Source organism: Ruminococcus sp. AF17-1AC, assembly GCF_003461385.1.
Taxonomy (GTDB): domain Bacteria; phylum Bacillota; class Clostridia; order Oscillospirales; family Ruminococcaceae; genus Hominimerdicola; species Hominimerdicola aceti.
Map to the genome: position 1 here is coordinate 47,032 of NZ_QTWZ01000006.1, position 14,266 is coordinate 61,297.

Below are 14,266 nucleotides of genomic sequence, written 5' to 3' on the forward strand. Positions count from 1 at the left end.
AAATGGATTACAGAGTATTGACCGAAGCAGAGCGTAAATACACCTTCAGCCAAAGTCAGCAGCTCTCTATGCAGACCGGTCTTATCGGATATTTGAGAGCCGACTTCGGTTCTAACGGGAACGAGTTTTGGACGACTTGGAACGATTTCAGAAAAGACTTGAAAACCGATGAATTTAAGGCTGAATTTGATGAAGTCATAAACGGATTGCGTGACGGCGATGTTTTGTCCGGCAGAAAGGCTATGTCCTCTTACTGTTATTCCACTCCCGACAGCTCCTTTAATGATGACTGCAACCACTACGGCATCCGTCTTGATACGGGAAAGTACAGCTATCTTATGAGATTTAACCCCAACAGGGGCGAGTACAATCTGTACTGCTATTGCTATCAGAAAGAGTGGCTAAATGCCCACTTGAAAAACGCTGAGCGAGGTATCCGATTTATCAACCCGCACTATCAGGAGCAGTTTCGCATTGCGGACGGAGAAAAAATCTCAATCAAGCTCGGCGACGGCAAAACAATGGAGAGAACTTGCAGATATATCGACGACTACCATTTGGAGGTCGGCACAAATCTCTACCATATCTGCGAATTTGCCGAGCTTTGCGAGAGAAACGGTCATACCGTAGAACCAGCCGCAAAAGAAAACACGAAATCCGCAAAGGACAAAGAAAAAACACGATAAGGAGGTGCAGACGAGGTGGCAAGAAAATTTGACCTGATTTCAGAGCTGTATGAAAGAACCTGTTTTGCAGTTACAGACAATCCGGTAAACTGGCAATCGTTTCTGAAAACAGCAGGCAGAAATTTCAGGCTCCGATTTGATGAACAGCTTCTCATTTATGCCCAAAGACCCGACGCAACAGCCGTGCTTGAAATCGAACGATGGAACGGTACTTTCGGTCGCTGGGTAAACCGAGGAGCAAAGGGTATTGCCGTATTTGAGGACACAGACAGAAGCCGTCAAAGGCTGATTCATTACTTTGATATATCGGACACCCACGAAAGTCGACATTCCCGCCCTGTTCCGATTTGGGAGATGAGACCCGAATATGAAGCAGAAGTTATTGAAACACTTGAAAATACTTTCGGTGCGGTAAACGATACAACGAGTATTGAAAATGTCGTCAAAGAGAGCATTGCCAATGCCGTTGAGGATAACATCGCAGACTATATCTCCGACTTTATGAGTTTGGGTGCAGGAAGCGATATTGAGTATTTGTCTGCCGACGAAGCAAATGCCTTGTATTTGGAGCTTGTCAGAAACAGCGTATCATATATGGTTATGGCACGATTGGGACTGAACGCAGACAAGGTCTATTCTCCCGATGACTTTGCCGGTATTTCAAGTTTTAATTCACAGGAAGTTCTCAATGCGGTGGGTATTGCTACAAGCGACATTGCAGAAATGGCGTTGCTCCCTGTCAGCAGAACAATCAGCACGCTCAGCAAGGAAAATCGCATAATTGATGAACAGGAGCAATCCGAATACAATAAAGACATCAAAGACGAAAGGAGTCAAAGCGATGAGCGAAATCACATACACGATGGTGGGAGATTACAATCTTCCGAACCTGAAACTGCCGGAGCAGACGGAAGTGACTCTCGGCAGATGGTCGCAGATGAGGAGAACTTATCTGAAGGAACATCACAAAATCCTGTACTACAATCTTCTGACGAAAGGGATTCTGAACAGTCACTTGGCGGAGGTTCAGCAGAGAGCCAGCGAACTGGAGGAAACTCTCGTGAAGCAGATGGCACAGAAAGCCGGGCTGACGGAGCAGATGAAAGCGGAAGATATGATGAAGTGGGTTCGCCTGATGAACAACATCAGGAACTCGGCACAGGAAATCGTGAAGAATCAGGTAATATTCGCTTAGAGTATTACGACAGAAACCACGAGGACAAGAGCCTGCCGTTTTTCGGTGGCGATGATACTATCCGAGAGATACTCGGTACTACCCCGCATTTGTCCGCTTCAAAGGAAGAAATCAAAGACTTCTATGAGAGAAATACGGACAATGCGACCCGTACCGAATATATCAAGGGTATCTTCAATAACGACTACACCCGGCTTACCTTAAACGACGGCAGGCTTGTGGGATACAAAACATTTCAGAATGTCCTCCACTTGTGGGAGGGTGAATACGAAAACAGAACCGCTCAGAGTTTCTACGACTGGGGCGTTATCGCACAGCATTTTGAAGCAATGAGACTTTTGGGAGAATTGACCGATACAATGAAACCGATTCCGTCTATGGACGGTCAGTTGACTCTCATTATGGGAAATCAGGCAGAGGAACAAAAAACCTCTGCCTTTACTTTTTCTCAGGAAATCATAGACGCTGTATTGACCCGTGGAAGCGGAGTTTCCGAGGGTAAAATGCGTATCTATGAGCAGTTTGAAAAGAGCATTTCCGCAAAAGAGAACGCCGACTTCTTGAAAAACGAATACGGTTGGGGCGGCTCTTATCCGGTCATCATCGGTGCAGGCATTGACGAACAGCACGACGGAAAAGGTATCACAATTTCAAAAGGTATCGGAAGCGACAAGCCGCACATTACTCTTTCTTGGTCTCAGGTGGAAAAGCGTATCGGAGACCTTATCCGTATGGACAGATACCTAAACCCAAAGGAAAAAGAAAAGTACCCTGAATGGCTTGAAAAGCAGGAAGAACGGCGAGCCGAGCTTGCAGAGCAGAGAAAAAACCGTGAGATACTTTCTACCGCACCGCCTGAACCTGAAAACAAAGAGGACGAGCCGGAAGCGCAGTATGAATATCATCTCGGCGACAGCGTGTATATTGGGGCTTCTCAGTATGAGATTTTGTCCTTTGATGAAAACCGTGTAATGCTCTATGACTTCGATATGCCCTTATTCAACAAGGAACTTTCAAGGGAAGAATTTGACCGCAAAGTGCGTGAAAATCCGATGAACAACCACTTGAAGGTCAGTGTATTACCGGCGGAAGAAAAAACCGTTACAGGCGAAAATAAAGCTCAAAACGATACTGAAACCGTACCGGATTTCAGTCCGAAAACCGGTTATGACGACGCCTTCTTTATTGACCGGGACAATGAAAGTGTAACTTGGATGTACTATAACCCCGACAGCAATGCCGGAGGTCAGTATGTTACAAATACTCTTTCTTTTGACGAGATACAGCAAGTCGCACGGGAGTATGACTCGGCAGAGGATTTCTTTGATTATCTCGGTAGCATTGCAAATCAGGAGCTTGCCGATGTAGGTACGGAATGGTTTGTGGACGCAGACCGAGAATTTCACAGGACACCGGATTTGACCGACTGTACCTCTGCCACAATGGAAGCTCTTATTGAAAACACTGAAAGAGCTGATATGGTGGCAACAAATATCGGGAATGTACCGATTGAGGATTACAGAGAAATCGTTGCTACTCAAAACGGTTTTGACAGCGATGAGGAAATGTATAACGAGGGTGTTCGTATCGGCAACGGTTACGACAAAGAGCCTGAACCGATTGTCCCCGCTTGGGAGCAAAAGAAAAAGTCAAAAGTAAAGAGCTTTGACCTCCACCCGGATATTCCTATGTCCGAACGACACAACTTTGACCTTGCCAATAATCAGGTTGAAGAAGTGAACAAGAAAGAACGCTTCCACCGAAACTATGCAGCAATAAAAGTCCTGAGAGATTGTCAAAACGAAAACCGTTTTGCAACACCTGACGAGCAGAAAATCTTGTCGAGATATGTCGGTTGGGGCGGTATTCCCGAAGCCTTCGACGAACGAGCAGGAGCTTGGCATACAGAGTATGCAATGCTGAAAAACATCCTGACGCCGGAGGAATATGCGTCGGCAAGAGAAAGCACACTGACTGCATTTTACACTCCGCCCGAAGTATCTACCGCCATTTACAAGGTGTTGGAACAGATGGGATTTCAGGAGGGCAACCTGCTTGAGCCGTCCTGCGGTATCGGTAATTTCATCGGTATGCTGCCCAAGTCAATGGAAAACGCAAAGGTTTACGGTGTTGAGCTTGATACCATTTCAGCCGGTATCGCTCAGCAGCTTTATCAGAAATCTTCCATTGCGGCACAGGGCTTTGAGGAAGTAAATGTCCCCGACAGCTTCTTTGACGGCATTATCGGCAATGTGCCTTTCGGAGATTTCAAAGTCTCCGATAAACGATACGACAAGTACAATTTCTTAATCCACGATTATTTCTTTGCAAAATCGCTTGATAAGTTACGCCCCGGCGGTGTGATGGCTCTTGTGACAAGCAAAGGAACTATGGACAAGGAAAACTCCAATGTGCGTAAATATATCGCACAGAGGGCGGAGCTTCTCGGAGCAATCAGACTTCCGAACGACACCTTCAAAGGTAATGCCGGGACAGAGGTCGTATCCGATATTCTGTTTCTGCAAAAGCGAGACAGACTCATAGATATTGAGCCGGATTGGGTTCATCTTGACACCGACGAAAACGGTATAAGGATGAACTCATATTTTGTTCAGCACCCGGAAATGATACTCGGCGAAATGAAAATGGTAAGCGGTCGCTTCGGACCGGAAGCAACCTGTGAACCGTTTGAAAATGCCGACCTTTCGGAGCTTTTGAACGAAGCAGTCTCAAACATTCACGGAGAAATCTCCGAATACGAGGTTGCCGACGAACTGGAGGAAGAAGATAATTCTATCCCGGCAGACCCTATGGTAAGGAACTTCTCTTACACTGTTTTAGACGATAAAATCTATTTCCGTGAGAACTCCCGTATGTCCCCGGTGGAGGTATCTGCAACCGCTGAGAACCGCATTAAGGGTATGATTGGGATAAGAGATTGCGTCCGTAACTTGATTGAACTGCAAACCGAGGATTACCCGGACAGCGAAATCAAACAGGCACAGGATAAGCTGAACACACTGTATGACAGCTTTACAAAGAAGTACGGACTGATTAACAGCCGTGCCAATACTTCTGCCTTTTCCGACGACAGCTCCTATGCTCTGCTCTCCGCTCTTGAGGTTATCAATGAAGATGGCGAACTGGAACGCAAGGCGGATATGTTCTTCAAAAGGACGATTAAACCGCACAAGCCGGTAACGGAGGTTGACACCGCAGACGAGGCTCTCGCTGTCTCTATGGGCGAAAAAGCAGCCATTGATATGGAATATATGATGGAGTTGTCCGGCAAAAGTGAGGAGGAATTATTCGCTGACTTAAAGGGTGTAATCTTCTTAAATCCCCTTTATGAGTACGGTAATTCCTATGAGCCGAAGTATCTGATGGCAGACGAATATCTGTCGGGCAATGTTCGTGAGAAGCTGGCGACAGCCAAAAGGTCTGCGGCACTGTATCCCGAAGATTACACCGTCAATGTGCAGGCACTTGAAAAGGTGCAGCCAAAGGATTTGACGGCAAGCGAGATTTCCGTAAGGCTCGGTGCGACTTGGATACCGCCCGAAATATTCCAACAGTTTATGTTTGAGTTTCTCGACACCCCACGCTATGCACAATGGAATATCAAGGTTCACTACTCTCAGTTTACCGGCGAATGGAACATTGAGGGAAAGAGCTACGACCGTTCCAATGTAAAAGCGTACAGCACATACGGTACTTCCCGCATCAACGCATATAAGATAATTGAGGAAACACTGAACCTGAAAGATGTCCGAATCTTTGACTATATCGAAGATGAGGAAGGCAGAAAGAAAGCCGTTCTCAATAAAAAAGAGACGGCAATCGCACAGGCAAAGCAGGAACTCATAAAGCAGGGCTTTCAGGACTGGATATGGGCTGACCCTGCCCGCCGAGAAAAACTCACGAAGATGTATAACGAAAAGTTCAACAGTATAAGACCCCGTGAGTACGACGGAAGCCACATTGTTTTCAACGGTATGAACCCGGAAATCGAACTCCGTGAACATCAGAAAAATGCGGTTGCACACATTCTGTACGGCGGTAATACGCTGTTAGCACACGCAGTCGGTGCGGGCAAGACCTTTGAAATGGTAGCCGCCGCTATGGAGTCCAAACGACTGGGACTTTGCAATAAGTCGCTGTTCGTAGTGCCAAATCACTTAACCGAGCAATGGGCGGCGGAGTTCTTACAACTCTATCCGGCGGCGAATATTCTCGTAGCGACAAAGCGAGATTTTGAGACAAAGAACCGCAAAAAGTTCTGCGGTCGAATTGCCACGGGAGATTATGACGCCGTAATCATCGGTCATTCTCAGTTTGAGAAAATCCCGATGTCCATTGAAAGACAGAGGGCAATTCTTGAGCAGCAGCTTGAAGAACTGACAGACGGTATTATGGATTTGAAGCGAAACCGTGGAGAAAACTTCTCCATTAAACAGCTTGAAAAGTCTAAAAAGTCCGTGAAACAAAAGCTGGAAAAGCTCAACGACCAAAGCCGAAAGGACGATGTTGTTACCTTTGAAGAACTCGGTGTGGACAGGCTTTTTATTGACGAGAGTCATTATTACAAGAACCTCTATCTTTACACCAAAATGCGTAATGTGGGCGGTATCGCTCAAACGGAAGCACAGAAATCCTCCGACCTGTTTATGAAGTGCCGATACCTTGACGAGCTTACAGGCGGTCGAGGAACGGTATTTGCAACCGGTACTCCTATCTCAAACAGTATGGTGGAGCTATATACCATTCAGCGATACTTGCAGTACAACACGCTTGTCAAAAACAACTTGCAGCACTTCGACTCGTGGGCAAGTACCTTTGGAGAGACTGTAACAGCCGTTGAGCTTACCCCGGAGGGAACGGGTTACAGAGCGAAAACCCGCTTTGCGAAATTCTACAACCTACCGGAGCTTATGGCGATGTTTAAGGAGGTCGCCGACATCAAGACGGCGGATATGCTGGAACTGCCTGTGCCGGAAGCACACTTCCACAATGTTGCGGTCAAGCCTTCGGAAATGCAGAAAGAGATGGTTGCTTCCCTTGCGGAACGAGCCGAGAAAGTCCGTGGCGGCGGTGTAGATTCGAGTGTAGATAATATGCTTAAAATTACAAACGACGGCAGGAAGTTAGCACTTGACCAGCGTATGCTTAACGATATGCTGCCTGATTTTGAGGGCAGTAAAATCAACGCCTGCGTCGATAACATCTACCGTATTTGGGAGGAAACAGCCGATAAAAAATCGGCACAGCTTGTGTTCTGCGACCTCTCAACTCCAAAGAATGACGGAACATTCTCGGTATATAACGACATCAGAAAGAAGCTCATAGAGCGTGGTGTCCCCGAAAGCGAAGTCCGCTTTATCCACGAAGCAGATACCGATGTGAAGAAAAAAGAACTGTTCCAAAAGACCCGTAAAGGCGAGGTCAGAGTGCTTCTCGGCTCTACGCAAAAGATGGGAGCCGGCACGAATGTTCAGGACAGACTTATCGCACTTCACGATGTGGATTGCCCGTGGAGACCGTCAGACTTGGAGCAGCGTTCCGGTCGAATTATCCGTCAGGGTAACTCAAATCCTGATGTAGATATTTACCGCTATGTAACGGAGCAGACCTTTGACGCATATCTCTATCAGCTTGTAGAGGGAAAGCAAAAGTTCGCCAGTCAGATTATGACGAGCAAATCCCCGGTGCGTTCTGCCGAGGATATTGATGAAACCGCCCTTTCCTATGCAGAGATTAAAATGCTTGCCACCGGCAACCCGTATATTAAGGAGAAGATGGATTTGGACATTCAAGTTCAAAAGCTGAAGCTCTTAAAATCCAACTTTCTATCTGAAAAATACGCTTTGGAAGATAAGATAATCAAATATTATCCGCAGCGAATTACAGCTTTGGAAAACCGTATTGAAGGATTGAAGCAAGATGTAGAAACTGCGAAACAGCACCCGAAACCAACGGACGACCGATTTGTCGGTATGGAGGTTAAGGGTGTTTTTTATTCCGAAAAAGCCGACGCCGGTAAAGCAATCATTGAAGCCTGCAAGCAGATGAACAGCCCCGACCCTATTCCTCTCGGCAAGTACCGAGGGTTTGAAACGGAACTGCTTTTTAATACCGCAGAGCGAAATTATGAGGTTCGACTGAAAGGTGCGACAAGCAGAAATGTTCCTCTCGGTGATGACGCACACGGCAATATTATCCGTCTTGATAACGGCATTGAGAGATTTGCCGAGAGCTTGTCGCTTGCGGAAAATGACCTTGAGAACACCACAAATCAGTTGGAAACCGCAAAGAAAGAAGTCCAAAAACCGTTTATCCAAGAGGAAGAACTAAAGACAAAGCTTGCCCGCTTGGACGAGCTGAATATCTTGCTCAATATGGATAAGCGAGAAAACGAAATTGTCGGCGGCGAACCCGATGAGGGCGAAGTGCCGAACACACGAAAGGAGAAAACCTATGAACGATAAAATGACACCCGATAAGGAAAGAGAAAACTGCCCTTGCAGAAAAGCAATCATTAACCCTTTTGACGCAATGATGATGGTTGTGGTCAGAAGACTTGATAAAGCATATCTCGAATTGAAAAGAAGCAAACCGCCCGCAAAGGAAGCAGAATTTGCCCTTAGAAATGCAAAGCTTTCTTTCTACGGAGAGTTGGTTCGACAGAGCATTGAAACGGTGTTTTCGCCGGAAGAAATCATTGCTTTGTATGAAAACGACGACCTTGCGGGAGGTGCTTGGACTGTTTGGAATGACATCGGCTGCCCTGTTGATAAGATACTCATTATCATTGCAAAGCTCAGTATCAACGAACCGATACAGAAAGCGGTTGCCGATTTGCTGATGTAGAACGGCGGTGATAATTATGCCGTATATTGCACCGGAAGTCATAACCGAAGCCAAACGAATGGATTTATTAACCTATCTTAGAGAGTATGAACCGGGCGAGCTTGTTAAATTTTCAAGTAACACCTACACCACAAGAACCCACGACAGCTTGAAGATTTCCAACGGCAAATGGATGTGGTGGTCGAGAGGTATCGGGGGCAAATCTGCCCTCGATTACCTTATCAAAGTCCGTGGAATGGATTTTGTGGAGGCGGTTCAGACCATTATGGGAAACGGTTCAGTCAGCTTTCCGACTTGTGAAAACATCAAAAGTTATGAGAACCAGCCTTTGCTTCTGCCTGAAAAAAGCCCCACTACCGATGTGGTATTTGATTATCTTTTCGGGCGTGGGATTGATTATGAAATTATCAACTACTGCTTGGAACAGAAGCTAATCATCGAGTCGCTCCCATATCATAATGCTGTTTTTATCGGCTATGACGAGAACAAAGAACCTAAATACGCCGCATACAGAGCAACAAATCAATCAAGAATTATGGGCGACTGCACCGGAAGCAAAAAGCAATATTCTTTCCGCCTGACTGCCGAGAACACCGGAGAGGTTCATCTTTTTGAGTGTGCCATTGACCTGCTTTCCTATGCAACTTTGATGAAGCTGGAGGGCAAAGACTGGCGACAGTTTAACCTTGTTTCTCTTGCGGGAGTGTATTCCCCAAAGCAGAAAATCGAGGACTCGAAAGTGCCTGTTACACTCGGCAGGCTGCTTGAAAAGGACAAAACAATCAGGCGAATTGTTCTTCATTTGGACAATGATATTGCCGGAAGAAAAGCGACCAAAGCGTTGCAGACGATTCTTTCAGATAAGTATGAAGTCGTTGACGACCCTCCCCAATATGGGAAAGATGTCAACGACTTTCTTTGTAAACGCTTGGGAATAAAAGATAAAACCGAAAGGAGTTTTGCACGATGAAACTAAAAGAAATCAGAGAAATGTACCCGGAGGGAACGCAGATTGTACTCACTGAAATGGCTGGCGAAAGTCAAATGCCCTACGGTCTGAAAGGAACGGTTAAATTCGTTGACGACGCCGGACAGATTCATATGAGTTGGGAAAACGGAAGCTCCCTCGCCTTGAATATTAACGAGGATACCTTTGAAAAGGTAGAAGCACCTGAGAAGATTTCCGTCATTCTTGTTGAGCCGGGCAGGTATCCGAAGCTCATTGAAATCGAGGATACGCTTGAAGCAATGCAGTCTCTTGTGGAGGGAGATATTGAAGAATATATGCCCTTTGAGGACGAAGTTGCCATCATCTGCAACGATGAAGGAAAGATGAACGGCTTGCCGTTGAACAGGGCAGTTTATTCCGAGCCTGAGAATGTTGAGATGAGTTATCCGCAGTTGAAAGCTCATTTCCGGCAGGCAGAAAAAGAAAGAAACCACACGACCGGATATATTGTTTTTACGGATGACAGCTTTGACAAGCCTTACACAGAGGAACAAAGAACCTATGTTGTCAGCAGTAACAATAAGGCTTTCATTGAGGGTATGGGAGGATATTCTATCTATGCTTCTTCCCTTGACGGCTCGGATAAATGTGTGCGACTGGAAGCGTATATGGCTGATGAACACGGCGGCAAGGATGGTTGGAAGATTGAAAAATGTTATGTGAAAGACGACAGCAACCGTGAAATGCTCGACATTATTGCCGGCAAGTTCTTCATTGCATACGCACCGATTGAGTCGGAAAAGTTCCTCAGTATGCCGAAAGAACTGGCTCGTAAGTACGAGGAAAAGTTCAAATACCCGGAGAGATTTTATAAGTCCTTGGACGGTATTGAAGCAAAGCCGTATAAGCCTGTCTCAAAGGATATGGAGAGATAAGAGTCAATCTATGGGGCAACCCTGAGTGTCTGCATAATCTTAGCGAGCAGACCATTTATGGACAGGAATGTCCAAAACGGTACACTCGTTAGGGGTTGCCCCTAATACCCCAAGCAAGAAAGGAGCATAAGCTTTGCGGGAGATAGTATTGGTCGCCGCCGGGTTACTCATCGGCGGCTTTTTCGGAGTAACAACAATGTGCCTGTTTCAGATAAACCGGGACAGACACTATATTTACAGAAAGGACAGCGATAAAAATGAGCAAGAGAAACATTGAAAAGCACATTCTGATGAACAAGGCAGAAGCTCAGGATTTGCAGAAAAAAGCAAAGCGGGCGTGTCTTTCCGAAGGCGGACTTATCCGTTTGCTTCTCAGAGGATACGAGCCGAGAGAAAAGCCCGATGAAAGATTTTACGATGTTATGCGTGAGCTTTCCGCTATCGGCAACAACATCAATCAGCTTGCGGCGAAAGCAAACACCCTCGGATTTGTGGACGCACCGCAGCTCAAAAAGGAAGCCGAGCGTTGGCACAAGTTTCAGGCTGATGTGGAGCGTACTTTTTTAAGACCCGATAAGAGCGATATGAAATGGCAGTAAGTAAATTGTGGTCGGTCACATCAAGGCTCGGTCAGGTAATCGACTATGCCGCCAATCCCGAAAAGACGGCGGCAGACATTTACACCGAGGAACAGTATCAGGCTCTCCGTGATGTTCTCAGCTATGCAAAGGACGAAGAAAAAACCGAGCGTGAGTTTTTCGTAGAGGGTATCAACTGCAACCCTGCGACCGCAAGAGACCAGTTTATATCTGTAAAAAAAGCATACGGCAAAGACGACGGCATTCAAGCCTATCACGGATACCTGAGCTTTAAGGAACAGGACATATCCCCGGAGCTTGCACAGAAAATCGGAATGGAATTTGCAAACGAAGTGTGGGGCAAAAGATTTCAGGTGGTGGTTACTACTCATCTGAACACGAAACACCTGCACTGTCATTATGTAATAAACTCCGTTTCCTTTGTGGACGGCAAGCGGTTATGGGGCGACGAAAAAGCGTGGTTCAAGTTTCGTTTGGTTGCCGACTGCCTTTGTGAAAAGTACGGACTGTATTACAATCCGAACCCAAACCGCAGTAAGCAATCCTCTTATTACTACAAGCAGGAACAAGCCGGTATGCCAAGCCGATATTCAATGACCCGTGACGCCATTGATGAAGCGATTGCACACAGCACCAACTTAAAGACCTTTGATTATATCCTGACTCAGATGGGCTATGAACATTGTCTCAGCGACAGTCGAAAGTATTGGACGATTGTCCCGAAAGGATACAAGAAGCCGATACGACTTAAATCACTCGGAGAGAATTATACCGAGGACGCAATCAAGCGTAGGCTGACGGAAAATCAAAAGGTTCTTATCGTTCCTTTTGCAAAGGAAACGGTAAGAGTCAGGCAGTACCGAATGCCCACAAGAGAACACAAAGTCAAAAAGGTCGGCGGACTGTATGGGCTGTATCTGCATTACTGCTATAAGCTGGGTTATCTGCCGAAGTACAAAAAACAGAATACCGCAAGGCTTCACTATCTTTTGAAAGAAGATTTGCTGAAGCTCGACAAAATCACTCAGGAGACAAGGCTGCTTGGACGGGAGAACATTTCTACCGACGAGCAGCTTTTCTCATATAAAGAGTCCGTGTTGTCGCAAATCAAATCCTTGACTGACGATAGAACGCACCTGCGAAAACAGTTAAGAAGAAATTTGAGTGACGATGAGCTATCAAATGTCAAAGAGCAGATTACGGCAATCACGAGCAAGCTGTGGACTCTCCGCAAAGAGGTCGGTCTTTGTGATGACATAGCCGAAAGGTCAAAGGTTATTGAAGCCAACCTTGAAACGGTAAGAGTTTACGAAGAAAAACAAGAACGAAAGGAGCAGAACCGTAATGACAAACGGAGGTGATGCGGCAGAACAGGTCGTCAGGCTATCGCTTGAAGGCTTTGAAGTAGCCGCAAAATTAAGCGGAGCGGCAGCAAAGAATATTGCCGTTCTTTTAGTCTCTGTTCTCAAACAGGAACAGAAAACAAAAGGCAAGGCTCGACTTACTAATATGATTAAGTCGGGCAAGGAGCTGAAGGTGTTTTCTATCCCCAACAAGGACTTGAAGAAGTTTACCGAGCAGGCAAAACGCTACGGCGTTCTCTACTGCGTACTCAGGGATAAAAACACAAAGGGCGATAATGTCCCGATTGATATTATTGCCCGTGCAGAGGACGCTTCCAAAATTCAGAGAATCGTTGAGAGATTTGAACTCGGTAAAGTTGATAAGGCTGCGATTGTCACCGAGTCTCAGAAGGCTGTCGAAAAGCGTGAAGCTTTGGAGAAAGACAAGCCGACGAAAACCAAAAACGAAATCATCACTGAGGAAGCCGTCAGAAAACCTATTCAGAAAGAGGGGTATTCCCAGTCAAACCCCACAGTCGCCAAAACGGACAAAAACCCTCCGTCAAGGCACGACTCCGAGCCGGTAGATATGCAAACTGATAAGGGTACTGTAAGCGACAGACAGAGAAAGCCGTCGGTAAAAGCAAAGCTTGACCGATATAAGGCACAGTCCAAGCAGCAGAAAGAAGCAGAACGCAAAGAGCCGGAGGTATCAAAGCCGGAAGTCAAGAACGCCCCGGCACAGACCGTACACCAGCAGCCGAAACCTAAAAGCAAAAATGTGAAAGAGAGGTAATCACAATGACAAACAATTTTACCCCTGCTAAGGCAGGACAGCAGAGCAAACGACTTTCCAAAGAGGAATATGCCGAGAAGATGAAGGCTGAAAAAGAAGCCGTATATCAGATGGCGGACGACACCGCAAAGGCGATTGTTTCCGACCCGGAAAAGTTCAAAGCCTTCCTTGATACGCAGAGCCGTCTTGACAGATACTCTGCGGTCAACGCACTTCTGATTTTCAAGCAGCTTCCCGAAGCAAGCCAGCTTAAAAACTTTGATGACTGGAGCAAAGATAATGTGAAAATTCAGAAAGGTGCGAAAAGCATTTCCATTCTTGAACCTGTCGAGTATGCAAAGAAAGACGGTACGACCGGCATTTCCTACAATGTGAAAAAGGTCTTTGATGTTTCGCAGACCAACGGCAAAAGACCGCCTGCACCGACTGTCAACCGTGACCCGAAAGCACTCATTACCGTTATGCTGGATTCTTCCCCGGTTGAAGTGGAAGCAACAAATGAGCTTCCGTATCCCAATATGGCGGCGTTTTATAACAACGAGGAACAGACCTTGTATGTAAAGCGTGATGTGGGAGACAGCGTAGCGGTCGCTCAGTGCGTAGCACAGGAGCTTGGCCACGCACAGCTCTCTATCAACAGCGACAGTTACAGCAGAGCGGATATGGGCTTTCAGGCAGTATGTATCGGCTATATGCTTTGCAAAAAGTACGGCGTCGATACACAGAATTTTGCTATCAACCGTATCCCTGAAAAGCTCGCCGGCAAAGAGCCGAAGGACATTCGCTATGAGCTTTCCAAAACGAGAAACGCAATGGCGGATATTCACTCCCGTGTTTCCGATGAGCTTTACAAGAAAAAGCAGGAACAAAGCAAAGACTACGAAAGATAAGGTGAG

Annotated in this window: 11 protein-coding genes; all 11 read left to right on the forward strand. The window is 46.2% G+C overall.

Going from position 1 to position 14,266, the window contains the following annotated elements; translation table 11 throughout:
- Positions 1 to 2 precede the first annotated feature (2 nt).
- The 11 genes from DWW81_RS05840 to DWW81_RS05885 all read left to right on the forward strand — a co-directional run bounded on the left by DWW81_RS05840 (position 3) and on the right by DWW81_RS05885 (position 14,260).
- Positions 3 to 686: a hypothetical protein gene (locus DWW81_RS05840; protein WP_015573070.1), complete on the forward strand. Its 684-nt coding sequence runs from the start codon at positions 3 to 5 to the stop codon at positions 684 to 686.
- A gap of 862 nt (positions 687 to 1,548) precedes the next feature.
- Positions 1,549 to 1,881, forward strand: a complete 333-nt coding sequence (locus DWW81_RS13545) for a TnpV protein (RefSeq protein WP_229105187.1) — start codon at positions 1,549 to 1,551, stop codon at positions 1,879 to 1,881.
- A 1,916-nt stretch (positions 1,882 to 3,797) separates the two neighbouring features.
- On the forward strand, positions 3,798 to 8,366 hold the full coding sequence (locus tag DWW81_RS13550) for an SNF2-related protein (protein WP_242989552.1): 4,569 nt from the start codon (positions 3,798 to 3,800) through the stop codon (positions 8,364 to 8,366).
- Positions 8,356 to 8,748: a hypothetical protein gene (locus DWW81_RS05850; protein ID WP_014635901.1), complete on the forward strand. Its 393-nt coding sequence runs from the start codon at positions 8,356 to 8,358 to the stop codon at positions 8,746 to 8,748. The genes DWW81_RS13550 and DWW81_RS05850 overlap by 11 nt, the downstream gene beginning before the upstream one ends.
- Positions 8,749 to 8,764: 16 nt before the next feature.
- Positions 8,765 to 9,718 carry a DUF3991 and TOPRIM domain-containing protein gene (locus DWW81_RS05855; RefSeq protein ID WP_024721691.1) on the forward strand — a complete coding sequence of 318 codons (954 nt, stop codon included), beginning with the start codon at positions 8,765 to 8,767 and terminating at the stop codon, positions 9,716 to 9,718.
- On the forward strand, positions 9,715 to 10,632 hold the full coding sequence (locus DWW81_RS05860; protein ID WP_102364678.1) for a DUF3846 domain-containing protein: 918 nt from the start codon (positions 9,715 to 9,717) through the stop codon (positions 10,630 to 10,632). Before DWW81_RS05855 ends, DWW81_RS05860 begins: the two co-directional genes overlap by 4 nt.
- 148 nt (positions 10,633 to 10,780) lie before the next feature.
- Positions 10,781 to 10,909 (forward strand): DUF3789 domain-containing protein, encoded by a 129-nt coding sequence (locus DWW81_RS05865; protein WP_242989553.1) that lies wholly within the window; start codon positions 10,781 to 10,783, stop codon positions 10,907 to 10,909.
- A complete protein-coding gene (mobC, locus tag DWW81_RS05870; protein ID WP_024721689.1) occupies positions 10,890 to 11,231 on the forward strand; it encodes a plasmid mobilization relaxosome protein MobC in 342 nt (113 codons plus the stop codon). Before DWW81_RS05865 ends, mobC begins: the two co-directional genes overlap by 20 nt.
- The gene (locus DWW81_RS05875) at positions 11,222 to 12,592 is read left to right on the forward strand and encodes a relaxase/mobilization nuclease domain-containing protein (RefSeq protein ID WP_024721688.1); all 1,371 of its coding nucleotides are present in this window, start codon (positions 11,222 to 11,224) and stop codon (positions 12,590 to 12,592) included. Before mobC ends, DWW81_RS05875 begins: the two co-directional genes overlap by 10 nt.
- A complete protein-coding gene (locus DWW81_RS05880) occupies positions 12,576 to 13,370 on the forward strand; it encodes a PcfB family protein (RefSeq protein WP_003525219.1) in 795 nt (264 codons plus the stop codon). The genes DWW81_RS05875 and DWW81_RS05880 overlap by 17 nt, the downstream gene beginning before the upstream one ends.
- A gap of 5 nt (positions 13,371 to 13,375) precedes the next feature.
- A complete protein-coding gene (locus DWW81_RS05885) occupies positions 13,376 to 14,260 on the forward strand; it encodes an LtrC-like protein (protein ID WP_117896540.1) in 885 nt (294 codons plus the stop codon).
- The last annotated feature ends 6 nt before the right edge of the window (positions 14,261 to 14,266 follow it).

Bases quoted from the DNA above. Each gene is read 5' to 3' on its own strand.
- DWW81_RS05840 (WP_015573070.1), top strand. From the start codon at position 3: ATGGATTACAGAGTATTGACCGAAGCAGAGCGTAAATACACCTTCAGC.
- DWW81_RS13545 (WP_229105187.1), top strand. From the start codon at position 1,549: ATGGTGGGAGATTACAATCTTCCGAACCTGAAACTGCCGGAGCAGACG.
- DWW81_RS13550 (WP_242989552.1), top strand. From the start codon at position 3,798: ATGCTGAAAAACATCCTGACGCCGGAGGAATATGCGTCGGCAAGAGAA.
- DWW81_RS05850 (WP_014635901.1), top strand. From the start codon at position 8,356: ATGAACGATAAAATGACACCCGATAAGGAAAGAGAAAACTGCCCTTGC.
- DWW81_RS05855 (WP_024721691.1), top strand. From the start codon at position 8,765: ATGCCGTATATTGCACCGGAAGTCATAACCGAAGCCAAACGAATGGAT.
- DWW81_RS05860 (WP_102364678.1), top strand. From the start codon at position 9,715: ATGAAACTAAAAGAAATCAGAGAAATGTACCCGGAGGGAACGCAGATT.
- mobC (WP_024721689.1), top strand. From the start codon at position 10,890: ATGAGCAAGAGAAACATTGAAAAGCACATTCTGATGAACAAGGCAGAA.
- DWW81_RS05875 (WP_024721688.1), top strand. From the start codon at position 11,222: ATGGCAGTAAGTAAATTGTGGTCGGTCACATCAAGGCTCGGTCAGGTA.
- DWW81_RS05880 (WP_003525219.1), top strand. From the start codon at position 12,576: ATGACAAACGGAGGTGATGCGGCAGAACAGGTCGTCAGGCTATCGCTT.
- DWW81_RS05885 (WP_117896540.1), top strand. From the start codon at position 13,376: ATGACAAACAATTTTACCCCTGCTAAGGCAGGACAGCAGAGCAAACGA.